This is a genomic window from Sphingomonas psychrolutea (assembly GCF_014636175.1).
GTDB classification, from domain to species: Bacteria; Pseudomonadota; Alphaproteobacteria; order Sphingomonadales; family Sphingomonadaceae; genus Sphingomonas; species Sphingomonas psychrolutea.
In genome coordinates, this window is record NZ_BMDW01000001.1 from 254,588 (window position 1) to 274,890 (window position 20,303).

The 20,303-nt window shown below is 65.1% G+C and carries 28 protein-coding genes; 20 read left to right on the plus strand and 8 right to left on the minus strand.

Features of this window, described 5'->3' with window-relative positions; genetic code table 11:
- The first annotated feature begins 487 nt into the window (after positions 1–487).
- From IEV62_RS01200 to IEV62_RS01210, 3 genes are all read left to right on the plus strand, one after another.
- The gene (locus tag IEV62_RS01200) at positions 488–808 is read left to right on the plus strand and encodes a glycine zipper 2TM domain-containing protein (RefSeq protein ID WP_188444939.1); all 321 of its coding nucleotides are present in this window, start codon (positions 488–490) and stop codon (positions 806–808) included.
- 78 nt (positions 809–886) lie between these two features.
- A complete protein-coding gene (locus tag IEV62_RS01205; RefSeq protein ID WP_188444940.1) occupies positions 887–1,315 on the plus strand; it encodes an OsmC family protein in 429 nt (142 codons plus the stop codon).
- A gap of 115 nt (positions 1,316–1,430) precedes the next feature.
- Positions 1,431–1,970 carry a glycine zipper 2TM domain-containing protein gene (locus tag IEV62_RS01210; RefSeq protein ID WP_188444941.1) on the plus strand — a complete coding sequence of 180 codons (540 nt, stop codon included), beginning with the start codon at positions 1,431–1,433 and terminating at the stop codon, positions 1,968–1,970.
- A 45-nt stretch (positions 1,971–2,015) separates the two neighbouring features.
- Here IEV62_RS01210 and IEV62_RS01215 read toward each other — a convergent pair whose 3' ends face one another.
- On the minus strand, positions 2,016–2,246 hold the full coding sequence (locus IEV62_RS01215) for a hypothetical protein (RefSeq protein ID WP_188444942.1): 231 nt from the start codon (positions 2,244–2,246) through the stop codon (positions 2,016–2,018).
- Positions 2,247–2,366: 120 nt separating this feature from the next.
- Between IEV62_RS01215 and IEV62_RS01220 the strand changes: the two genes are divergently transcribed.
- Genes IEV62_RS01220 through IEV62_RS01250 form a run of 7 tightly spaced genes read left to right on the plus strand, consistent with a single transcriptional unit; the run spans position 2,367 to position 6,880 of the window.
- Entirely contained in the window at positions 2,367–3,143 is a 777-nt protein-coding gene (locus IEV62_RS01220; protein WP_188444943.1) for a hypothetical protein, read from the plus strand.
- Between the two features lie 56 nt (positions 3,144–3,199).
- Complete coding sequence (gene crcB, locus IEV62_RS01225) at positions 3,200–3,574, plus strand: fluoride efflux transporter CrcB (RefSeq protein ID WP_188444944.1); 375 nt, start codon at positions 3,200–3,202, stop codon at positions 3,572–3,574.
- Complete coding sequence (locus IEV62_RS01230) at positions 3,571–4,680, plus strand: RluA family pseudouridine synthase (protein ID WP_188444945.1); 1,110 nt, start codon at positions 3,571–3,573, stop codon at positions 4,678–4,680. The genes crcB and IEV62_RS01230 overlap by 4 nt, the downstream gene beginning before the upstream one ends.
- A 6-nt stretch (positions 4,681–4,686) precedes the next feature.
- On the plus strand, positions 4,687–5,286 hold the full coding sequence (locus tag IEV62_RS01235) for an FMN-binding negative transcriptional regulator (protein WP_188444946.1): 600 nt from the start codon (positions 4,687–4,689) through the stop codon (positions 5,284–5,286).
- Positions 5,283–5,939 carry an HAD-IA family hydrolase gene (locus IEV62_RS01240; protein ID WP_188444947.1) on the plus strand — a complete coding sequence of 219 codons (657 nt, stop codon included), beginning with the start codon at positions 5,283–5,285 and terminating at the stop codon, positions 5,937–5,939. Before IEV62_RS01235 ends, IEV62_RS01240 begins: the two co-directional genes overlap by 4 nt.
- Before the next feature lie 12 nt (positions 5,940–5,951).
- Entirely contained in the window at positions 5,952–6,176 is a 225-nt protein-coding gene (locus IEV62_RS01245) for a hypothetical protein (protein WP_188444948.1), read from the plus strand.
- Positions 6,173–6,880: an ATP12 family chaperone protein gene (locus tag IEV62_RS01250; RefSeq protein WP_188444949.1), complete on the plus strand. Its 708-nt coding sequence runs from the start codon at positions 6,173–6,175 to the stop codon at positions 6,878–6,880. Before IEV62_RS01245 ends, IEV62_RS01250 begins: the two co-directional genes overlap by 4 nt.
- On the opposite strand, the gene gmk is transcribed toward IEV62_RS01250, so the two are convergent.
- From gmk to IEV62_RS01275, 5 genes are all read right to left on the minus strand, one after another.
- A complete protein-coding gene (gene gmk / locus IEV62_RS01255) occupies positions 6,855–7,511 on the minus strand; it encodes a guanylate kinase (protein WP_188444950.1) in 657 nt (218 codons plus the stop codon). The genes IEV62_RS01250 and gmk overlap by 26 nt on opposite strands.
- Before the next feature lie 48 nt (positions 7,512–7,559).
- Positions 7,560–7,781 carry a hypothetical protein gene (locus IEV62_RS01260; protein ID WP_188444951.1) on the minus strand — a complete coding sequence of 74 codons (222 nt, stop codon included), beginning with the start codon at positions 7,779–7,781 and terminating at the stop codon, positions 7,560–7,562.
- Between the two features lie 61 nt (positions 7,782–7,842).
- A complete protein-coding gene (gene fumC, locus IEV62_RS01265; RefSeq protein ID WP_188444952.1) occupies positions 7,843–9,228 on the minus strand; it encodes a class II fumarate hydratase in 1,386 nt (461 codons plus the stop codon).
- 245 nt (positions 9,229–9,473) lie between these two features.
- Positions 9,474–9,791, minus strand: coding sequence for a YciI family protein (locus IEV62_RS01270; protein ID WP_188444953.1), 318 nt, complete (start codon positions 9,789–9,791; stop codon positions 9,474–9,476).
- A 248-nt stretch (positions 9,792–10,039) separates the two neighbouring features.
- Positions 10,040–10,522 carry an SspB family protein gene (locus IEV62_RS01275; RefSeq protein WP_188444954.1) on the minus strand — a complete coding sequence of 161 codons (483 nt, stop codon included), beginning with the start codon at positions 10,520–10,522 and terminating at the stop codon, positions 10,040–10,042.
- A 71-nt stretch (positions 10,523–10,593) separates the two neighbouring features.
- Between IEV62_RS01275 and hisB the strand changes: the two genes are divergently transcribed.
- From hisB to IEV62_RS01315, 8 genes are all read left to right on the plus strand, one after another.
- Positions 10,594–11,193: an imidazoleglycerol-phosphate dehydratase HisB gene (hisB, locus tag IEV62_RS01280; protein WP_188444955.1), complete on the plus strand. Its 600-nt coding sequence runs from the start codon at positions 10,594–10,596 to the stop codon at positions 11,191–11,193.
- A 118-nt stretch (positions 11,194–11,311) separates the two neighbouring features.
- Positions 11,312–11,917, plus strand: a complete 606-nt coding sequence (gene hisH, locus IEV62_RS01285) for an imidazole glycerol phosphate synthase subunit HisH (protein WP_188444956.1) — start codon at positions 11,312–11,314, stop codon at positions 11,915–11,917.
- A 151-nt stretch (positions 11,918–12,068) separates the two neighbouring features.
- On the plus strand, positions 12,069–12,803 hold the full coding sequence (hisA, locus tag IEV62_RS01290) for a 1-(5-phosphoribosyl)-5-[(5-phosphoribosylamino)methylideneamino]imidazole-4-carboxamide isomerase (RefSeq protein ID WP_188444957.1): 735 nt from the start codon (positions 12,069–12,071) through the stop codon (positions 12,801–12,803).
- A 199-nt stretch (positions 12,804–13,002) separates the two neighbouring features.
- On the plus strand, positions 13,003–13,773 hold the full coding sequence (hisF, locus tag IEV62_RS01295) for an imidazole glycerol phosphate synthase subunit HisF (RefSeq protein ID WP_188444958.1): 771 nt from the start codon (positions 13,003–13,005) through the stop codon (positions 13,771–13,773).
- Between the two features lie 171 nt (positions 13,774–13,944).
- The gene (locus tag IEV62_RS01300; RefSeq protein ID WP_188444959.1) at positions 13,945–14,130 is read left to right on the plus strand and encodes a hypothetical protein; all 186 of its coding nucleotides are present in this window, start codon (positions 13,945–13,947) and stop codon (positions 14,128–14,130) included.
- A 31-nt stretch (positions 14,131–14,161) separates the two neighbouring features.
- Positions 14,162–14,482, plus strand: coding sequence for a phosphoribosyl-ATP diphosphatase (locus IEV62_RS01305; protein WP_188444960.1), 321 nt, complete (start codon positions 14,162–14,164; stop codon positions 14,480–14,482).
- Positions 14,483–14,492: 10 nt separating this feature from the next.
- Positions 14,493–14,870: a histidine triad nucleotide-binding protein gene (locus IEV62_RS01310; RefSeq protein WP_188444961.1), complete on the plus strand. Its 378-nt coding sequence runs from the start codon at positions 14,493–14,495 to the stop codon at positions 14,868–14,870.
- Positions 14,871–14,959: 89 nt separating this feature from the next.
- Positions 14,960–16,519 carry an amino acid permease gene (locus IEV62_RS01315; protein WP_229732744.1) on the plus strand — a complete coding sequence of 520 codons (1,560 nt, stop codon included), beginning with the start codon at positions 14,960–14,962 and terminating at the stop codon, positions 16,517–16,519.
- 124 nt (positions 16,520–16,643) lie between these two features.
- Here IEV62_RS01315 and IEV62_RS01320 read toward each other — a convergent pair whose 3' ends face one another.
- A complete protein-coding gene (locus tag IEV62_RS01320; RefSeq protein WP_188444962.1) occupies positions 16,644–17,642 on the minus strand; it encodes an adenosine kinase in 999 nt (332 codons plus the stop codon).
- 256 nt (positions 17,643–17,898) lie between these two features.
- Between IEV62_RS01320 and IEV62_RS01325 the strand changes: the two genes are divergently transcribed.
- Both IEV62_RS01325 and IEV62_RS01330 read left to right on the plus strand, forming a co-directional pair.
- Complete coding sequence (locus IEV62_RS01325; RefSeq protein WP_188444963.1) at positions 17,899–18,579, plus strand: EI24 domain-containing protein; 681 nt, start codon at positions 17,899–17,901, stop codon at positions 18,577–18,579.
- A complete protein-coding gene (locus tag IEV62_RS01330; protein WP_188444964.1) occupies positions 18,576–18,956 on the plus strand; it encodes a hypothetical protein in 381 nt (126 codons plus the stop codon). Before IEV62_RS01325 ends, IEV62_RS01330 begins: the two co-directional genes overlap by 4 nt.
- A gap of 150 nt (positions 18,957–19,106) precedes the next feature.
- Here the strand turns inward: IEV62_RS01330 and queG are convergent, their stop codons facing one another.
- Positions 19,107–20,288, minus strand: coding sequence for a tRNA epoxyqueuosine(34) reductase QueG (queG, locus tag IEV62_RS01335; RefSeq protein ID WP_188444965.1), 1,182 nt, complete (start codon positions 20,286–20,288; stop codon positions 19,107–19,109).
- Positions 20,289–20,303: the final 15 nt, after the last annotated feature.

Consider the following 20,303-nt stretch of genomic DNA (forward strand, 5'->3'; position numbering starts at 1 on the left):
CGTGAAGAAATGCGCTCTTTGACCCTTCCGACACCAGTGCCCGTGCTTTTCGTCGCAAGCGACAGCCCAGCCCGGACACCTTTGGAAGTCCGCCTCCGGTCACCGACCTTGCCGTCGCTCGCGCGACTGCCGTCCTGCCGCCATCCTCGATCTCCCGCCACGACCGACGCCCGGTTTCCTTGCGGCACCATGGCGCTTTCCGCGGCATAAGCAATTGATGTCTCTTCGATTTCTCGCTTCGTCATCGCTTGCTTACAGTCATGATGCTGTCACAACTTGCGAGTCGCACCAACCCCTAAATGGCGGTCACCTGCCTGTGAATAACGTGGATATCGGGGACAGTTTCGCGTCGCGTGATTCGTGCAGCCATGGGGTCGGATGCGTATGAACACGACGTTGTTTCAGGTTCATGAAACCGAACTAAAATCGCAATCGTTACAGTTCTGGAATTGATCCAAAACAAGTAACAAGCACACGGGAGCATTTTATGCGTAACATCATCATGGCGCTCAGCGCCGTCTCACTCGCCATCCCCGCAACGATGGCATTTCCCACGACTCAAGCCGAAGCGCGCAAGCATCGCCACTATGAGCCGCGCGCCTATACCGGCAGCGACGGTCGTCGCTATTGCCGCCATTCGGACGGAACGACCGGCCTGATCGCCGGTGGCGTCGGCGGCGCCCTCCTCGGCAATTCGATCGCGGGTCGCGGTGACAAGACGCTTGGTACCGTGCTCGGCGGCGTCGCCGGTGCGTTCGGCGGTCGCGCGATCGATCGCACGCTGACGGCGGATCGTCGCTGCCGCTAAGAACCGTCATATGCAGTCACTATATCAGGCGCGCACCCCAGGGTGCGCGCCTTTTTTGGATCTTGAGGGAGCGACACGATGACGACACGCAGTGGATCGGCCAGCTATGATGGCTTTGGCAAGGACGGCAAAGGCCATGTCTGCACGCAGTCGGGCGTGCTGTCGCACGCGCAATATGGCTTTGGCAGTCGGTTTGAAGACGGGATCGGCACCAACCCGGAGGAATTGATCGCGGCCGCGCATGCGAGCTGCTTCACGATGGCGTTGAGTTTTGCGCTGGCTGGCGCTGGCTTCACGGCCGGTCGGCTCGACACGACCGCCAAGGTGACGCTCGAAAAGGATGGCGACGGCTTTACCATCACCAAGTCCGCGCTCGATCTGAAGGCGGTGATTGACGGCATTCCGCCGGAACAGTTCGCAGCGATCGCCGCCGAGGCCAAGGCGAATTGCCCGGTATCGAAGCTGTTCAACGCTGAAATCACGTTGACGCACACGCTCAACCCGTGATGTGATCGGGGTTGCGGGCGGGTGAACGCGGCGTAGTTTTCGGTTCACGCAACTTCGCGCCACGCGGACGGTTCTCATGGGTAATCCACCACGGATTACCCATGGAGCATTTCACATGCGCAAGTTCATCCTCGCCGCTGCGATCGCGGTAACCTCGCTGTCGGCAATCCCTGCCTCGGCGCAACCCAATGAGCGTCGCGACGATCGCAAAGATGATCGCAGAGGCGATCGCAAGGACGACCGCAAGGACGATCGACGTGACGACCGCCGCGATGTGCGAACCGACCGTCGCGATGACCGCCGCGATGACCGAAATGATCGCCAGCGCGATTGGCGGCAGTATCGCAATTATGATTACAACCGCTTCGAAAATGGCCAGCGGACCTATTATGCCGACCGCTACTATCGCGCCGACGGCAAATATCAGACCCGCCGCCTGGGTCGCAACGACCGTATTTATCGCGGTGGCGACAACCGCTATTATTGCCGCCGCAGCGACGGGACGACCGGGCTGATCATCGGCGGGCTGGCGGGCGGCCTGCTCGGCAATTCGCTGGCCGGCGGCGGATCGCGCACACTCGGCACATTGCTCGGCGGCGGGGCAGGCGCCCTGCTCGGTCGATCGATCGATCGCGGCCAGGTGCAGTGCCGCTGACGTCGAAACGGGAAGGCCCGGCGCGAAAGCGTCGGGCCTTTCGCCTTAAAGGAGGCCGCCGCCCAGAAACAGGCGGACCACCGCAACGATGATGACGAAGAGGTTGAAGTTGCGACCCGTCCGATGGCCCGACAGCATACCGATCGCCGCCCCCACCACCGCGATCGGGATGGCCAGATAATTGGCGATCCCGAAAAACGGTACCAGCCCGACGAGTGCCACCGGCAGCGCGACGAGGCCCACCAGAATCGAAACGATGTTGACGATCATGCCCATGCCCTCAACATGCCTAACCGAGAGCGTTTTAGCAAGGCAACACACACAGTGATCCGATCCCAAACGCTTTTTTAACCCAAACCCGTGCAAGAGATGCGTCTTAATGGAGCTTTTGGGTCGATGGGTCTCACGCGTTTCCGCACTTTGGGCGTGCTCCTGCTGCCGCTTGCCTTGCTGGCCTGCGCCAAGCGCGAGGAAGATCGTAATCTTGATTCGCTCGATAACGAATTGGTGGAGGCCGGATCGGGCGGCACCAATGTCAGCGATCCCGCCATGACCAGCGCCTTGCACGATCAAATCATGGTCGATCCCGCCCTCGCGCAGCAATCCAATGCCGACAGCGTCCGCCCGCCAGCGCAGCCGTATTCGGGTGGCGTGCCCCCAGTCAGCATCGCGCAAACGCCGGGTGGCGCAACCACCGGCACCGCGACCAGCGAGACGATCAAGCCAGCCCCTGCGCCCGCGTCCAGGGATTGCCCCGAATGTCAGGCGGCGCGCGATTCACTCACGCTCGGCGCGCTCGCGTCGCGGCAGAGGGACAAGCGCACCAGCGGCTGTGCCGGTGCGCTGCGCTATTCGGCACGCTGGGCCGAGCGGCTCCCCGTCGATGTGCCGCTTTATCCCGGCGCACGCGTGGTCGAAGCGGCGGGTGCCGATACCGATGTGTGCCATTTGCGCGCGGTCACTTTTTCGACCTCGGCCAAGCTGCAGATCGTGCTCGACTGGTATTACACGCGCGTCACCACCAGCGGCTATTCGGCCGAGCATCAGTCCGACGGGACCGAACATACGCTTGGCGGCACCCGCGACCGCGATGGCGGGGCGTATGTGCTGTCCCTGACCGGTCGTCGCGATGGCGGGACCGACGTCGACCTGGTGGCCAATAACGGCGGCTGAACGCGCAAAATCTGCCCTAGGTTCTCAAAGGCGGCAATTCGCGCTAACAGCGCCCGATGTACCAGCTTCTTTTTGTTATGACGGGCGGCGCGCTCGGCTCTGCCGCGCGCTTTCTCGTCGGGCGCGCAACGCTTCGCGGGTTCGGCCCGGATTTCCCCTATGGCACGCTGACGGTGAACCTCGTCGGTGGTTTTGCGATGGGCGTGCTCGCCGCATTCCTCGCGCGGCATAGCGCCTCGGAGAATTGGCGGCTGCTGCTCGGCGTCGGCGTGCTCGGTGGGTTTACGACCTTTTCGGCCTTCTCGCTCGATGTCGTGACGATGATCGAGCGCGGCAGCCTCGGCGTGGCGCTCGGCTATGCGTTGCTGTCGGTGATCGGATCGGTCATCGCGCTATTTGCCGGCCTCACGCTCGTGCGGGTGGCGGCATGAGCGTCGCACCGTCCAAAGCGACCTCCGACGTCCGCCAGTTCAACGTCGGCGTCGATGATGACGGTATCCGGCTCGACCGCTGGTTCAAGCGGCATTTGCCCGACACCAGCTACACCACCGTCGCCAAATGGGCGCGCACCGGGCAGCTCCGCATCGACGGCGCGCGCGCGAAACCCGGCGACCATGTCGTCACCGGCCAGTCGATTCGCGTGCCGCCGGCTGAACCGGTCCGCGTCGATGCCCCGGTCAAGCGCGAGCGCCCGGCGCTCTCCGACGACGAAATCGCCTTTGCGCGCGAAATGGTCATCCACCGCGATGCGCAAGCGATCGTGCTCAACAAGCCGCCCGGCCTCGCCACGCAAGGCGGCACCAAGACGATCGAGCATGTCGATGGTCTGCTCGACGCGCTGCAGGATGACATGGACGGTCGCCCCAAGCTGGTCCACCGACTCGACAAGGATACCAGCGGCGCGCTGCTGATCGCGCGCACCGCGCGGGCAGCGGCCTATTTCTCCAAATCCTTCTCCTCGCGCACCGCGCGGAAGACCTATTGGGCGTTGGTCGTCGGCGTGCCCTCGATCGAGGATGGCATGATCGAATTGCCGATCGGCAAGCAGCCGGGATCGGGCGGCGAGAAGATGCATGTCGACGAGAAGGAAGGCAGCCCGGCGCGGACGCGCTACCGCGTGATCGAAATGGCCGGCACGACGACCGCCTGGCTCGAACTGATCCCGTACACCGGGCGCACGCATCAGCTACGCGTCCATCTCGCGGCGATCGGCCACCCGATTGTCGGCGATGGCAAGTACGGCGGACAGGCGGCGTTCCTGACCGGCAATATCTCGCGGAAAATGCACCTCCATTCGCGGCGCATCCGGATCGACCATCCCGATGGCGGCGCGATCAACGTGCAGGCCGAATTGCCGACGCACTTTGCCGAGAGCCTCAAGCAATTGGGGTTCGACGAAATGCTCGGCAACACGATGCCGCTCGAATCGCCCCCGCCGCCGACGCGCGCGGTGAAGAAGCAGCAGGCGCGCCAGCACGCCAAGACCGTCCGCAAGGACCGCAAGGGCGAACGGCGGCGGCGCGGCTCGTCGGATTGAGCTGAGATGCACCCGAACCGCGCTTTCCGCTTCGCTGACGATGCGTCGATGCTTGCCTTTGCCGCGAAGCGGGGATTTGCGCACATCTTTGCGGGCACGCCCGAAGGTCCGATGGTCGCGCATGCGCCGATCACGCCCTTCGACGGCGCCTTCCGCTTCCACGTCGCGCGGGGCAATCCGATTGCGCGGCATCTGGCCGGCGCGACTTTGCTGCTGAGCGTCAGCGATACCGACGGCTATGTCAGCCCGAGCTGGTATGCCGATCCGATGGGTTCGACCCAAGTGCCGACCTGGAATTACGTCGCGATCGAAATCGTCGGTACGGCGCGGCTGCTTGACGATGCGGAACTGACCGCGCAGCTCGACACGCTCGCCACACTGCACGAACCGCGTGTTTCGCCCGAATTGCCGTGGACGCGGGCGAAGACCGATCCGGCCTATTTCGACAAATTGCTGAAGGCGATCGTCGGGTTCGAAGTAACGGTCGAGGCAGTGCGCGGTACGACCAAACTCAGCCAGCACCGGCCGCACGAGGACAATGTCGGTGTGATTGCGGGCTTGCACCGCAGCGGCAACCCTGCCCTTGCCGAGGCGATGGCGCGATGAACAAGCTCGCGCTGTTCGATTGTGACGGGACGCTCGTCGACAGCCAGGACAATATCTGTCGCTCGGTCGAGGAAGCCTTTGTGCTTGCAGCGATTACCGTGCCGCCGCGCGCAGCGATCCGGCGGATCGTCGGGTTGAGCCTGGTCGAGGCGATGCGCACGCTGCTTCCGGAGGGCGAGGATGGCCTGCACCGCAGCCTTGCCGAGGATTATAAGGCGGCGTTCTTTCGCATGCGCTCGTCCGGCGCGATGGCAGAGGAGCCGTTGTACGAGGGCATGATCGAGGTGCTCGACGCGCTGCAAGCCGATGGCTGGGTGCTCGGCGTGGCCACTGGCAAATCCGATCGCGGGCTCGCGCACATCCTCGCGCATCACAAGATCGCCACGCGCTTCGTGACGCTGCAAACCGCCGACCGGCATCCCTCCAAGCCGCATCCGTCCATGATCGAGACAGCGATGGCCGAATCGGGCGCAACGCCCGCCACAACGGTGATGATCGGCGATACGAGTTATGACATGCTGATGGCACGCGCGGCGGGGGCACGCGCGCTTGGCGTCGCCTGGGGCTATCACCCTGTGGACGAGCTGACGGCTGCGGGCGCGCATGCCATCGCCGATGCGGTGGCTGCGCTGCCCCGGCTTGTCCGCGGTTAGGAGAGCGAGACCGTGACTGACCCCGATGTACACGTGCGCAACCGCTATTTCGCGATCGTCGCGGCGCGGATCGGCGGGTCGGCGGGGGCGCTGCTCGGCCTCGTGCTGATCGCGCGCGCCGATGCGACGGTGCCCAAGGTGATCGGCACCGCGTTGGTACTGTCGGCGTTGCTGATGATCGCGATCCTGCCGCGCGCGCTCGCGCGGCGCTGGCGGACGCCGCCGGGGGACGAATGAAACGTTTCTGGACCACCGTTACCCTCGACCCAGACCGTGCGGTCTATCTCGACGGCAAGCCGGTACGCACGCCGGGGCGCGTGCCGCTGGCGCTGCCGACCGACGCGCTGGCCGAGGCGGTCGCGGCGGAATGGCGCGCGGTCACCGGCGAGATCGATCCGCGCGCGATGCCGCTGACCGGCCTCGCCAATGCAGCGATCGACCGGGTCGGCGCGGACCCGGCGCTGTTCGCGCGCGGCCTGGCGGCCTATGCCGAAAGCGACTTGCTCTGCTATCGCGCCGATGCGCCCGACGACCTCGTCGCGCGACAATTGGCTGCGTGGGACCCGCTGCTCGATTGGGCGCGGGCGCGCTACGACGTGCGTATCGAAACCGCGACCGGAATTCTCCACCGCGCGCAGCCCGCGGCCACGCTTGCGCGTCTCGGCGAGGCGATCGCGGCGCGCGATGCCTTTGCGCTCGCCGCGCTGTCGCCGATCGTCACGATCGGGGGCTCGCTGATCGCCGCGCTCGCGCTGGCGGAAGGCGCGGCGACGCCCGAACAGGTGTGGGACACGATGATGCTCGATGAGGATTATCAGGCCGAACGCTGGGGCCGCGACCCGCTCGCCGCCGCCGGGATCGAAGCGCGGCAGCGCGATTTCGCTGCCGGGGTGCGCTTCCTATTTCTCGGGCAGCCTATTTCTCAGGGAGCCGGCGGATGAAGCCGATCATCCCGCGCTGGCGTGAGCGCTTGAGCCGCTCGGCGGTGAGGATCGTCTGGACGCAGTCGTAGCAATCGTCGAGATCGTCGTTGACCAGCACATAATCATAGCCATCCCAATGGCTCACCTCGGACAGCGCACGGTCCATGCGCCGGTCGATCACCTCCTGCGTATCAGTCGCGCGATCCTCGAGCCGCTGGCGCAGCGTCTTGAGGCCGGGCGGCAGGATGAAGACGCGGACGACATCGCCGCCCGCCAGCTGGAAGAGCTGCTGCGCGCCCTGCCAATCGATGTCGAACAAGATGTCCTGGCCGGTCTCGAGATCCTTGAACACCGTATCGCGCGGCGTGCCGTAGCGTTGATCGAACACGCGCGCCCATTCGAGGAACTGGTCATCCTCCGCCATGCCGCGGAAGGTTTCCTTATCGACGAAGTGATAATCCTTGCCCTCGACCTCGCCCGGGCGCGGCGAGCGGGTGGTATAGGACACCGACATTTTGAGCTTGTTGCGCTCTTCCTTGAGCAGCCGGTTGGCGATCGTCGATTTGCCCGCGCCCGACGGCGAGGACAGAACGAACATCAGCCCGCGGCGCTTGAAGCTCTTGGGCTGGGAAGATCGGTGGTCGGCCATGACCGCCCTTGGCGCGGACGCGCCATACCCGTCAAGAGCGCGGCCTGCTTACCGGCCAGGCAAATCCGCGCCCAACACCTGATCCTTCAGCTTGCCAAGCCCGCGCAGCACCAGCCAGCCGGTGGCGAAGGTCAGCGCGAGCGGGATTGCCGCTTTGACGACATTGGCGGCGATCGCGCCCGTGAACGCGCCGTCGACGCTGCTGTCGTCGCCGCTCGACCCGTCGATCGCGCTGCCGATGGCTGCACCGATAATCGTCGTGAAACTCATGCTTTTTCTCCGCTTCGTGCCCCGCTGAAAGCGCGACGGACGATATGGTTCCGAAACGGCTTCACACCATCGTTTCGGGGCGCACGAGCCGATCGAAGGTCGCGGCATCGACCAACCCGAGCGCAAGCCCCGCTTCCTTGAGCGTCAGCCCCTCGGCCAGCGCATGTTTGGCGATCTTGGCGGCATTGTCATAGCCGATCTCGGGCGCGAGCGCAGTGACGAGCATCAGCGAGCGATCAACCAGTTCGGCGATGCGCGCGCGATTCGGCTCGATCCCTTCGATGCAGCGCTCGGCAAAACTCGCCATGCCGACGCTGAGCAAAGCGATCGAGCGGATTACGTTCGCGCCGATCAGCGGCATGAACACGTTTAACTCGAAATGTCCTTGCATCCCGCCGACCGTGACAGCGCCATTATTGCCGATAACCTGCGCGGCGACCATCGTCAGGCTTTCACATTGCGTAGGATTGACCTTGCCCGGCATGATCGAGCTGCCCGGTTCGTTCGCGGGAAGCGACAATTCGCCCAAGCCGGAGCGCGGGCCGGAGCCGAGCAAGCGGATGTCATTGGCGATCTTGGTCAGCGCCACCGCCAGCGTGTTGAGCGCGCCATGGAAGAAAACGAGGCTATCCTTGGCGGCGAGTTGCTCGAATTTGTTGGGTGCGCTTTCGAACTGCGTACCGGCGATCTCGCTGATTGCGGCGGTCATGTCCTCCGCCCAGCGCGCGGGCGCGTTCAAGCCAGTGCCGACTGCCGTGCCGCCGATCGCAAGCTTGCGCAGATCGCCATCGATCGCGCCCAGAATGCGCTGGCGGCAGCTCGCGAGCTGGGCGGCATAGCCACCGAACTCCTGCCCCAGCGTGAGCGGCGTCGCATCCTGCGTGTGGGTCCGGCCGATCTTGACGATGTCGGCCCAGGCGTCGGCCTTGGCAGCCAGCGCAGCGGTGAGCTGGTCGAGCGCGGGCAGCAGCGCAACCTCGGTCGCCAGCACCGCCGCGACGTGGAGCGCGGTCGGGAAGCTGTCGTTCGACGACTGGCTCATATTGACGTGATCGTTGGGGTGGACCGGCGCCTTGCCGCCGCGCGTGCCGGTGAGCAGTTCGTTGGCGCGGCCCGCGATCACTTCATTGACGTTCATGTTCGATTGCGTGCCGCTGCCGGTCTGCCAGATGACAAGCGGGAATTGGTCGTCATGGGTTCCCGCGACGACCTCCGCCACCGCCGTCTCGATCGCATCGGCGATTTCGGCAGGCAGGCCGTGGGAGCGACTCACGCGCGCCGCGGCTTGCTTCACCAAAGCGAGCGCGTGGATGATCGCAAGCGGCATCCGCTCGCTTGCCGGAAAGGGGAAATTCTCGATCGAACGCTGCGTCTGCGCGCCCCAATAGGCGCTGGCCGGGACTTCGATGCCCCCGAGCGAATCGGTTTCGGTGCGGGTTTCGGGCATTTTTACCTCCGGGTGCCGGGCGCTAAAGTCGCTAGGTTAGGCGAAATGCCTTTGCGAAAGCCATCGAAGGGACGCTCGGCGTGACCGGCTGAAGGCGTGATTGGAGGAATGGATGAAGGGGCTGGTTCAGGACGCGGCGCATGGCGACTCGTGTAGCGCAGAGTGGCGTGTGTAGGACAGGGGTTGCCTGTGTCGTTTGGATTTGGATGTCGGAATCGCCCCGAAAGCGGACCAAAGCAGCGGCGCTAACCGCCTTGCATCTGTCCCGGCATACTCGATCGATCGTTGAACGCGCCGAAAATCGGGTCCCACTCTTTGATCGTCATGTTCTCGATCAGGCCGTGTTCGGCAAAAGGATCGCTTGCGATTAAGCCTTCCACCGTCGAACGGTCGGGTGCCGTCATTATGAGCAAGGCCGATTTGCAAAGCGCCGTTGTTATTGGCCCCGAGGCGAGCAGAGACCCATCTTTCAGCCGTTCCTGTAACCAAACGACGTGAGGCATCACGTGCTGGATCCAGCCCGCTTCGTTCGGGTGGTCATAGGTGACGGTAAATAGTGGCATGGGCAAAATCTCTTTCCCGATGGTGCACAGCTGTCGCGCTGCGCGAAGGATAACGTCCACCAGAAACGACGTTCAATCCTGTTGCCTAGTTACGAGAGGAAATCCCGTTTCAGTTCGGTCATGGCCTGAACGATGCGGGGCACCGTCTCCCGGAACGGCATCGGACGGGAGCGGAGGTGCCGCCGCGCCGACCGGGCGTTCGCGTCGCTTGCGCGACCGGCGATTAGCGTTCGCTAATCACCTCGCTCCTATTTCTTCCGCTTGAAATCCACCGCGACGACGTTCGAGCCATCCTCGACCGGCACATGCGTCGGGCCGTCATTCTCGGCTTCGTCATGCGGTTCGGGGCCATCAGGGCCTTCCTGCGCCTGAAAGCGCAGTTCGAAATTGACCGCGGGATCGTGAAACCCGGTGATCGCCGAATAGGGGATGATCAGTTTCGACGGAATCTGGTTGAAGCTCAGCCCGACCGAGAAGCGTTCGTCATCGACGACCAGATCCCAATATTTGTTCTGCATGACGATCGTCATTTCATCGGGAAAGCGTTCCATCAGGCGCTTGGGGATGTCGACCCCCGGCGCCTGCGTCTTGAACGTCACGTAGAAATGATGATCGCCCGGCAACCCGCCATTCGCCGCGACCGAGCCGAGCACGCGCCCGACCACCGCGCGCAGCGCCTCCTGGACGATGTCATCGTAGGGAATCAGGCTATCGGGAAGGCCATCGCTCATGTGCCCTTGGGTAGCGCGGTTTGCAGGCGGGTCAAGATTGCATGGTCGGGCGCAGCCGCTATTGGGGGCGCATGACCACGCCCGCGCGCACCGCCACCATCAGCCGCCGCACCAGCGAAACGTCGATCGACGTGACCGTCAATCTCGACGGGACCGGCGCGTACACGATTTCGACCGGAATCGGCTTTTTTGATCACATGCTCGAACAGCTCAGCCGCCACTCGCTGATCGACCTCGATGTGAAAACCGTCGGCGACCTGCATATCGACCAGCATCACACGGTCGAGGATACCGGCCTGGCGATCGGCGCGGCGATCCTGAAGGCGCTGGGCGAGAAGCGCGGGATCCGGCGCTATGCCGATGCGCTGTCGCCAATGGACGAGACGCTGACGCGCGTTGCGATCGATATCTCCGGGCGGCCGTTCCTAGTGTGGAAGACCGAATTTTCGCAGAAGCGCCTGGGCGAAATGGATACCGAAATGTTCGAGCATTTCTTCCATTCCTTCGCGCAGGAAGCGGGCCTTACGCTGCACATCGAGACGCTGTACGGCGCGAACAACCATCATATCGCCGAGGCGGCGTTCAAGGGCGTCGCGCGGGCGTTGCGCGAAGCGGTCGAGATCGACCCGCGCAAGGCGGGGGTAATTCCGAGCACCAAGGGGACGTTGTGATGTCGCTGCTGCGCCCTTCCCCCACTCCGTCACCCCAGCGAAGGCTGGGGTCTCCCTGTAATGCGCGATCCCACAGCCCCACAAAGACCCCAGCCTTCGCTGGGGCGACGTTGGCGGCGTGACCCTCGCCCTCATCGATTATGGCGCGGGCAACCTGCATTCGGTCGCCAATGCGCTGAAAGCGGCGGGCGCGACCGACGTGCTGATCACCGCCGATGCCGCGGCGGTTGCCAAGGCCGACCGCATCGTCCTGCCCGGCGTCGGCGCGTTTGGAGCGTGTGCCGCTGCTTTGCGCGGCGTGCCGGGGATGGTCGAGGCGCTAGAGGAGCGCGTGCGGGCGGGCGGCGTGCCGTTCCTCGGCATTTGCGTCGGGATGCAATTGATGGCTGATGCGGGCGAGGAGCACGGGGTTCACGCTGGGCTCGGCTGGGTACGCGGGACAGTGCGGCTGCTCACCCCGAGCGACGCCCACGCCAAGGTCCCGCATATGGGGTGGAACGATGTCGTCCCCGCAACCCCGCACCCGCTGATCGCGCCGGGCGAGGCGTATTTCCTGCACTCCTATGCGTTCGAGGGCGATGACGTGATCGCCGGGACCGACCATGCCGGGCCAGTCACCGCCGCGATCGGGCGCCACAATATGCTCGGGGTGCAGTTCCATCCCGAGAAGAGCCAGCGTTATGGTCTGGCGCTGCTGGAAAGGTTTTTGTCGTGGAAGCCCTGAACTTCAAATCCTCCCCGGAACGGGGAGGGGGACCGCCAGCCTCCTTCAGGCTGGTGGTGGAGGGGCAGCCGCAACCGTTGCACTCCGTAACTGCCCCTCCACCGTTCGCTGAATGCTCACGGTCCCCCTCCCCGTTCCGGGGAGGAGCGCAATGACTCTCATCATCTTCCCCGCGATCGACCTCAAGGGCGGACAGGTCGTCCGCCTTGCCGAGGGCGATATGAACCGCGCGACCGTGTACGGCGACGATCCCGCGCACCAAGCGATGCTCTTCGCCGAGCAGGGCGCGGAATATCTGCATGTCGTCGATCTCGACGGCGCGTTCGCGGGCGCGTCGGTCAATGGCGATGCGGTGGCGGAGATCGTCGCGCGCTTCCCCGGGCATGTGCAATTGGGCGGCGGCATTCGCGATCGCGCCGGAATCGAGCGCTGGTTCGATCTCGGGGTGTCGCGCGTCGTGATCGGGACGGCGGCGCTGGAAAACCCCGATCTGGTGCGCGCAGCGGCACGCGATTTTCCCGGCGGCATCGTCGTCGCAGTCGATGCCAAGGACGGCTTCGTCGCGACCAAGGGGTGGGCCGATGTGTCGACCGTCGAAGTGGTCGATATGGCGCGGCGCTTCGAGGATGCGGGGGTGGCGGCGCTGCTCTTCACCGATGTCGGGCGCGACGGGATGCTGAAGGGCGCGAATGTCGAGGCGACGGTCGACCTTGCGCGCGCGGTGCGGATTCCGGTGATCGCGAGCGGCGGCGTGAAGGGGATTGCCGAGATTCACGTGCTGGCGCTGCATGCGCGCGACGGGGTCGAAGGAGTGATTACGGGCCGGGCGTTATATGATGGACGGCTCGATCTGGCGGCGGCGCTGGCCGTGGCGGCGGCGGCGTGAGGGTTCTCGCGGAGACGCGGAGACGCGGAGGTGCCAGCGCCGCAGGCAGAATGATTTTCACACAAAACCGGAAAGACACGAAGAAGGTAAGAGACGTTCTTCTTCGCGCCTTTGCGTCTTTGTGTGAGCCACTCTTTCTTCTTCTCCGCGTCTCCGCGCCTCCGCGCGAACCCATCTTTTTCTTCGAAGTCCCCCACCAATGACCGTCCGAGCCCGCGTCATCCCCTGTCTCGACGTCGCCAATGGCCGCGTCGTCAAGGGCGTCAATTTCGTCGAACTGCGCGATGCGGGTGATCCGGTCGAGCAAGCACGTGCCTACGATGCGGCAGGGGCGGACGAACTCTGCTTCCTCGACATCACCGCCAGTCATGAGGCGCGCGGGACGATCCTCGACGTGGTGCGGCGCACCGCCGAGGTGTGTTTCATGCCGCTGACGGTCGGCGGCGGGGTGCGCTCGGTCGCGGACGCACGCGCGCTGTTGCTGGCGGGGGCGGACAAGGTCGCGGTCAACTCCGCTGCGGTCGAGCGGCCCGAAGTGGTGAGCGAGATCGCCGACAAGTTTGGCAGCCAGTGCGTGGTGGCCTCGGTCGATGCGCGGCGCGTCGCGGACGGCTGGGAAGTGTTCACGCACGGCGGCCGGCGCGCGACGGGCATCGATGCGGTGGCGCATGCGTTGCGCCTCGCCGAACTGGGCGCGGGCGAGTTGCTGGTGACCTCGATGGACCGCGACGGGACCAAGTCCGGCTACGACCTCGATTTGATCCGCACGATCGCCGATCAGGTGCGCGTCCCGGTGGTGGCATCGGGCGGCGTCGGCGGGCTCGCCGATCTGGTCGCGGGGATTGCCGAGGGGCATGCGAGCGCAGTGCTGGCGGCGTCGATCTTCCATTTCGGCGAGGCGAGCATTGCCGACGCGCATGCCGCACTGGCGGCGGCCGGGATTCCGGTGCGGCGGCCGGTCAAAAGTTGATCCCTTTCCACTCTTTCGCTTCCCCGGCGAAGGCCGGGGCCCAGCCGTGGCGTAGACGGAAACTGCGCGCAGCGTTCGAGTAACTCGGCGCTCGCAACTGGGCCCCGGCCTCCGCCGGGGAAGCGCAACAAAAACAGAGGAAATTTAAGAGGAAAGCGCTAAGCCCTCGCCATGCGCTTCCTAATAGCCCTCTTCCTCGCCACCCCCGCCTTCGCCGCGCACACCGGCATGCCGAAAATCCGCACCGGGCCGGAGCTGTCCGATATCGCGCTGTTCGTACTGGCGGCGCTCGGCGTGTGGTTCGTGCGGCGTGCGCTGCGGGCGCGCTTTACCAAGCGCGACACGCCGAAGGATTGACGCGGACGGCGGCTTGGGCCAGCCCCATTGCATGGCAGACGATACGCTAGACACGCTCGAAGCGACGATCCGGACGCGGCGCGGAGCCGATCCGGCGACTTCCTATACCGCCAAACTGTTCGCGCGCGGGCGCGGCAAGATCGCGCAGAAGGTCGGCGAGGAAGCGGTCGAAACCGTCATAGCCGCGCTGACCGAGGACAAGACCGCGCTGATCGGCGAGGCGACCGACCTGATCTTCCATCTGCTCGTGCTGCTGGCGGACTGCGACGTCAGCCTCGACGATATCCGCGCAGAGATTCGCCACCGCGAAGGCGTGTCGGGAATCGACGAGAAAGCCGCGCGCAAAAGCTGAAGGAGCACCCATGCCCGTCGACGCCACGCTACCCTATGACGACCAGAACATCTTCGCCAAGATTCTGCGCGGGGAGATTCCGGCGACGCGGCTGTATGAGGACGACTATGCGCTCGCCTTCCCCGATATCAACCCGCAAAGCCCGACGCATATCCTGGTGATCCCCAAGGGCGCGTATGTGTCGTGGGACGATTTCAGCGCGCACGCCTCGGATGCCGAGATTACCGGCTTTGTCCGCGCGGTCGGCACGGTCGCGCGCGATGCCGGCTTGGTCGCGAGCGGATATCGGTTGCTCGCCAATGCGGGTCTAGATTCGCACCAGGAAGTGCCGCATTTGCACGTGCATATCTTCGCCGGGCGCACGCTCGGGCCGCTGCTGGCGCGCTAAGGGGATTGCGCCTCGCGCGTTTGCGGTTAGGCTTGAGCATCGAAACGCAGCCGCTGCCCGACACGGTGCGGCGATAAGGGGATTAGTGAATGGCAACCCGTCCGAAACCGGACCTTTTTTCGCGCATGTGGGGCCGCAAGACGCTTGCTCAAGTCCAGCGCGAAACACAGACCAGTGAACTCAAGCGCACGCTAGGATCGTGGAATCTGCTGCTGCTCGGCGTTGGCTGCATCATCGGCGCGGGCATCTTCGTGCGGACCGGAAACGCCGCTGCGCTGCACGCCGGGCCAGCGGTGCTGCTGTCGTTCGTCGTCGCCGGGATCGTCTGTGCCTTTGCCGGGCTGTGCTATGCCGAATTGTCCTCAACACTCCCCGTCTCGGGCTCGGCCTATACGTATAGCTACACCACGCTGGGCGAGTTCGCCGCGTGGATCATGGGCGCGTTGTTGATGCTCGAATATGGCCTCGCCGCGTCGGTCGTCGCGGTCGGCTGGGCGGGCTATGTCGTCAGCTTGCTCAAGGATTTCGGGCTCGTCATTCCGCCGCAGCTGACTGGGCCGAGCGGCTATCCGCTGCTGAAAGACGGCGTGCAAGTGGTGCTCGACGGTGCCCCGGTCTTCACCGTGTTCAATCTGCCCGCCTTTCTGATCTGCGCCGTGCTGTCGGTGCTGCTCGTCGTCGGCGTGTCGGAAAGCGCCAAGGTCAACAACGCGATCGTCGCGATCAAGGTGACCGTGATTCTCGCCTTCATCATCATTTGCGGCTACACCGTGCTCGCCGATTTGCCGGCGCGGATCGCCGCCAACTGGACGCCGTTCATCCCGCCCGCCGAAGCCGGCGAGGGCCATTTCGGCGTCGGCGGCATCATGCGCGCCGCCTCGATCGTGTTCTTCGCTTACATCGGCTTCGAGGCGGTTTCGACTGCCGGCCAAGAAGCCAAGAACCCCAAAAAGGACATGCCGTTCGGCATCATCGGCTCGCTGATCGTGTGCACCGTGTTGTACATGCTCGTCGCCGCGGTGCTGACGCTGATGGTCAATTACAAGTCGCTCAACGTGCCCGATCCGGTAGCGGTCGCGGTCGACAGCATGGGCCCGCAGTGGAAGTGGTTCGCCGGGATCATCAAGGGCGGTGCGATCATCGGCCTGACGTCGGTGGTGCTGGTGCTGATGTACGGCCAGACGCGGATTTTCTACACCATGGCGCGCGACGGCTTGCTGCCGCGCATCTTTGCGGCGATCCACCCGAAGTTCAAGACGCCGTGGATCAACACGCTGTTCGTCGGGCTGCTCGTTGCGGTTGCGGCTGGCTTCTTCGATATCAACACGCTCGGCGACATGACCTCGGTCGGCACCCTCGCGGCGTTCGCGATCGTGTGTCTGACGGTCACCTGGCTGCGCGTCACCGCGCCCGATCTGCCGCGCGGCTTCCGCGTGCCGTTCGGGCCGGTCATCCCGCTGCTCGGCATCGCCTCGTGCATCTATTTGATCACGGCGATCGAGGCGCGCGTGCTGTGGTTCTTCGCCTATTACACCATCGGCGCGATCGTCGTGTATTTCGCCTATGGCATCCACTTCAGCCGGCTGCAGCAGGATCAGGACGAAATGCCCGGGCCGGAGCTCGGCGAGTTTCCGGGGCCGGTCCATTAAGGACGCCTGATCTGAACCACAAAAAAGGCCGGGGATCACTCCCCGGCCTTTTTTATGTGTGCGTGTCGCGAACTGACCGTCGCGGCTCCCCTCCCTTCCACGGAGGGGAGGATAGACCACGGCCTCAGCCGAGCTTGCTCGCCACCAGCGCCTTCAAATCGACCTGCGCGCGCGCGCCGTAGTGCGAGATGATCTCCGCCGCGCAGACCGCACCCATCTTGAGCGAATCGGCGATGCTCTTGCCCTGCGCCTGGCCGTGCAGGAAGCCGGCCGCGAACAGATCGCCCGCACCGGTGGTGTCGACCACGCGCTCGATCGGCTCGGCCGTGCAGGCGACGGTTTCGCCGCCCGAGACCGCGATCGCGCCCTGTTCGCTGCGCGTGACCACCAGCATCGGCACCTGGGTGGCGGCTTCGGCGACCGCGGCATCGAAATCGTCGGTGCCCATCAACGCGGTGATTTCGGCTTCGTTGGCGAACATGATGTCGAGCAACCCGTCGGCCATCAGCTTGCGGAAATCGCCGCCGTGGCGCGAAATGCAGAACACGTCGCTGAGCGTGAAGGCGACTTTCCGCCCGGCCGCCCGCGCGACATCGATCGCGGCACGCATCGCCTGGCGCGGTTCTTCGGGATCCCACAGATAGCCTTCGAGATACAGGATCGCTGCATTGGCGATCAGATCGCGGTCGAGTGCTGCCTCGGGCAGGAATTGCGACGCGCCGAGGAAGGTGTTCATCGTGCGCTGCCCATCGGGGGTGACGAAGATCAGGCAGCGCGCGGTGGTCGGCGCGCCATCGCGCGCCGCCGTGGTGAAATCGATCCCGACCGCGCGAATGTCGTGCGCGAAGATGTCGCCCAATTCGTCCGATGCGACTTGACCGATGAAACCGCATTTGCCGCCGAGCGCGGCGATGCCAGCGACGGTGTTGGCGGCCGAACCGCCGCTCGCCTCGATCCCCGGGCCCATCTTGGCGTAGAGCGCATCGGCTTCCTCGGGCGAGAACATGAGCTGCATCGAGCCCTTGGTCATGCCGGTTTCGGCAAGAAACGCATCGTCGGATTGCGACAGGACATCGACGATCGCATTGCCGATCGCAACGACGTCATAGGTGGCTTGGGTCAAGGGTGGATCTCCGGCAGGGAAGTGTTGCCGGGGCCGTACCGAGGTGGTGGGTCGCGTGCAACCGGCGAGGCGGTTGGGGCCTTCACCGCGCATCCCCCCGATTACCACCCCGGCGAAGGCCGGGGCCCGGTCGCGACACCTGAGATCGTTGAGCGCAGCGCCCCGTTGGTAAAACATCCGCAACTGGGCCCCGGCCTTCGCCGGGGTGGGCGCTTGAGGATTTCCGGCGTTTCCGAAAATACTCTACAGCCCCCTTATGCTCAGCGCCTTCCTCCTCTCGCTCGGCCAGCTCGGCGATCGCAAGATCATTGGGGTGTTCCTGAAATCGCTCGCGGTTACGGTGCTGCTGATCGCGCTGTTCGGCGCGGGGCTGTGGTATGGTGCGCAGCAAGCCGTGGCAGCCCTCGGCTGGAGCCCCAGTCTCGCCGGGCTGGTGGGCACGATCGCCTTGCTGATCGCGTTCGCTTTGGCATGGCTGTTGTTCCGCGCGGTGGCGGTGGCGGTGATGGGGGTGTTTGCCGACGAGGTCGTGATCGCGGTCGAGCGGAAACATTACCCGGCGGCGCTGGCTTCGGCGCGCGACGTGTCGCTGGCGCGCGGCATCGCGCTGGGCTTGCGCTCGGCGGGTCGCGCGATCCTCGTCAATCTCGCTTTGGCGCCCGTCTACATCATGCTGCTGGTGACGGGGGTCGGCACCGCCTTGCTGTTCTTCCTGGTCAATGGCTGGCTGCTCGGCAATGATTTCGGGGCGATGGTCGCGGCGCGCCACATGGACGATGCGATGATGCGAGACTGGCGCAAGACCGGCGCGGTCGATCGCTTCGCGCTGGGGGTTGCGGGGACGGCGCTGTTCATGGTTCCGATCCTCAATCTGTTCGCGCCGATCATCGGCGCGGCGATGGCAACGCATCTGTTTCACAAGGGGCGCACGGCATGAGAATTTTCGGTGCGATGCTGGTAGGGCTAGCGCTGGCGGGGTGCGCGACGGACACGGCACGCCCGACCTCAGAGCGCCCGCCGCTCATCCCGATTCCGACCGGGACGGCGGGGCTGGGGCAAGTGATCGGTGCGAGTGCCGCCAATCTCACCGCCATGTTCGGCGCGCCGGTCGCGGACGTGCGCGAGGGCAGCGCGCGCAAACTCCAGTTCGGCAATGCGACGTGCGTGCTCGATGCGTATCTCTATCCCAAGGGGCGCGACCCGAAGGCGGGGGCCGAGCCGGTCGTCACCTATCTCGATGCGCGGCAGACCGACGGATCGCCAATCGACCGCGCGAGTTGCGTGGGGGCGCTGCAGGCGGGGCGGCGAAGGTAAGACAAAAGGGTGGTTCGCGCAGAGGCGCGGAGGACGCAGAGGTCGCCCGGAACTATCGTTCGGGAGACATCATCGAACGATGACGGAACGCTACCGCGCTCATTCTTTTTTCTTCTCTGCGTCCTCCGCGCCTCTGCGCGAACCAACCTCCTACCCGCTCAACCGCCCCAGCGCCCATTGGGCCGCCTCCGCCACGACCGGATCGGGATCGTCGAGCAGAAGCGTCACGGCTGCGCGCAACCCCGCATCCCCGCTATTCCCCGCCGCGATCAGGCAGTTGCGGATCATCCGGTTGCGCCCGATGCGCTTGATCGGCGAACCGGCGAACACCTGACGAAAGCTCGCATCGTCGAGCGCAAGCAGATCGGCAAGCGCCGGGACGGCCAGTTCCGCGCGCGGCAGGAAAGCGCGGTTGGCGTGCGCCGTCGCGGCGAACTTGTTCCACGGGCACACCGCCAGGCAATCGTCGCAGCCATAGATGCGATTGCCGATGGCCTCGCGGAATTCGAGCGGGATGGGGCCGGCATGTTCGATCGTCAGATAGGAGATGCAGCGCCGCGCATCGAGGCGATACGGGGTCGGGAAGGCGTCGGTCGGGCACGCGGTCTGGCACGCGGTGCAAGTGCCGCAATGGTCGTGGGGGGGCGGTCCTTGCTCTGTCTTCCACCCCGGAGAAGGCCGGGGCCCAGTTGCGATGGCCGATGAAACTTCGCGCTTCCCGCCATTATCGGCGTTTTCCAACTGGGCCCCGGCCTTCGCCGGGGTGGAGCTTGCCTGTGGGCCGGCAACCTCCAGGGTCGTGTAAATCGCCCCCAGGAACAGCCAGCTCCCATGCTCACGGCTCACCAAATTGGTGTGCTTGCCCTGCCACCCTAACCCCGCCGCCTCGGCGAGCGGCTTTTCCATCACCGGCGCGGTATCGACGAACACCTTGAGATCGGTCCCCGGCACTTCCACCACCAGCCAGCGCGCGAGCGCCTTCAATGCGCGCTTGACCACATCGTGATAATCGCCGCCCTGGGCATAAACCGAGATGCGCCCGACCCCGCCCTCCCCCGCCAGCGCGAGCGGGTCGATCGCGGGGGCGTAGCTCATCCCCAACGCGATCACGCTCTTCACCTCCGGCCATAAAGCGGTGGGGGATTCACGCTGACCGGCACGCTCCGCCATCCAGATCATGTCGCCGTGCAGCCCCTCGGCGAGCCATTGGTGCAAGCGCTCGGCCGAGCGCGGCGCGGCATCGGCGCGCGCGATGCCGCACGCGACGAAACCCAATTCGGTCGCTTTTGCCACAAGGCGCGTCTGGAGTGACTTGTCGAACTGCACCACCACCCGCTACCACGAGAG

Excerpts from the sequence above, each read along its gene's own strand:
- IEV62_RS01200 (WP_188444939.1), top strand. The coding sequence starts at position 488 with ATGCGTAACATCATCATGGCGCTCAGCGCCGTCTCACTCGCCATCCCC.
- IEV62_RS01205 (WP_188444940.1), top strand. The coding sequence starts at position 887 with ATGACGACACGCAGTGGATCGGCCAGCTATGATGGCTTTGGCAAGGAC.
- IEV62_RS01210 (WP_188444941.1), top strand. The coding sequence starts at position 1,431 with ATGCGCAAGTTCATCCTCGCCGCTGCGATCGCGGTAACCTCGCTGTCG.
- IEV62_RS01215 (WP_188444942.1), bottom strand. The coding sequence starts at position 2,246 with ATGGGCATGATCGTCAACATCGTTTCGATTCTGGTGGGCCTCGTCGCG.
- IEV62_RS01220 (WP_188444943.1), top strand. The coding sequence starts at position 2,367 with ATGGGTCTCACGCGTTTCCGCACTTTGGGCGTGCTCCTGCTGCCGCTT.
- crcB (WP_188444944.1), top strand. The coding sequence starts at position 3,200 with ATGTACCAGCTTCTTTTTGTTATGACGGGCGGCGCGCTCGGCTCTGCC.
- IEV62_RS01230 (WP_188444945.1), top strand. The coding sequence starts at position 3,571 with ATGAGCGTCGCACCGTCCAAAGCGACCTCCGACGTCCGCCAGTTCAAC.
- IEV62_RS01235 (WP_188444946.1), top strand. The coding sequence starts at position 4,687 with ATGCACCCGAACCGCGCTTTCCGCTTCGCTGACGATGCGTCGATGCTT.
- IEV62_RS01240 (WP_188444947.1), top strand. The coding sequence starts at position 5,283 with ATGAACAAGCTCGCGCTGTTCGATTGTGACGGGACGCTCGTCGACAGC.
- IEV62_RS01250 (WP_188444949.1), top strand. The coding sequence starts at position 6,173 with ATGAAACGTTTCTGGACCACCGTTACCCTCGACCCAGACCGTGCGGTC.
- gmk (WP_188444950.1), bottom strand. The coding sequence starts at position 7,511 with ATGGCCGACCACCGATCTTCCCAGCCCAAGAGCTTCAAGCGCCGCGGG.
- IEV62_RS01260 (WP_188444951.1), bottom strand. The coding sequence starts at position 7,781 with ATGAGTTTCACGACGATTATCGGTGCAGCCATCGGCAGCGCGATCGAC.
- fumC (WP_188444952.1), bottom strand. The coding sequence starts at position 9,228 with ATGCCCGAAACCCGCACCGAAACCGATTCGCTCGGGGGCATCGAAGTC.
- IEV62_RS01270 (WP_188444953.1), bottom strand. The coding sequence starts at position 9,791 with ATGCCACTATTTACCGTCACCTATGACCACCCGAACGAAGCGGGCTGG.
- IEV62_RS01275 (WP_188444954.1), bottom strand. The coding sequence starts at position 10,522 with ATGAGCGATGGCCTTCCCGATAGCCTGATTCCCTACGATGACATCGTC.
- hisB (WP_188444955.1), top strand. The coding sequence starts at position 10,594 with ATGACCACGCCCGCGCGCACCGCCACCATCAGCCGCCGCACCAGCGAA.
- hisA (WP_188444957.1), top strand. The coding sequence starts at position 12,069 with ATGACTCTCATCATCTTCCCCGCGATCGACCTCAAGGGCGGACAGGTC.
- hisF (WP_188444958.1), top strand. The coding sequence starts at position 13,003 with ATGACCGTCCGAGCCCGCGTCATCCCCTGTCTCGACGTCGCCAATGGC.
- IEV62_RS01300 (WP_188444959.1), top strand. The coding sequence starts at position 13,945 with ATGCGCTTCCTAATAGCCCTCTTCCTCGCCACCCCCGCCTTCGCCGCG.
- IEV62_RS01305 (WP_188444960.1), top strand. The coding sequence starts at position 14,162 with ATGGCAGACGATACGCTAGACACGCTCGAAGCGACGATCCGGACGCGG.
- IEV62_RS01310 (WP_188444961.1), top strand. The coding sequence starts at position 14,493 with ATGCCCGTCGACGCCACGCTACCCTATGACGACCAGAACATCTTCGCC.
- IEV62_RS01315 (WP_229732744.1), top strand. The coding sequence starts at position 14,960 with ATGGCAACCCGTCCGAAACCGGACCTTTTTTCGCGCATGTGGGGCCGC.
- IEV62_RS01325 (WP_188444963.1), top strand. The coding sequence starts at position 17,899 with ATGCTCAGCGCCTTCCTCCTCTCGCTCGGCCAGCTCGGCGATCGCAAG.
- IEV62_RS01330 (WP_188444964.1), top strand. The coding sequence starts at position 18,576 with ATGAGAATTTTCGGTGCGATGCTGGTAGGGCTAGCGCTGGCGGGGTGC.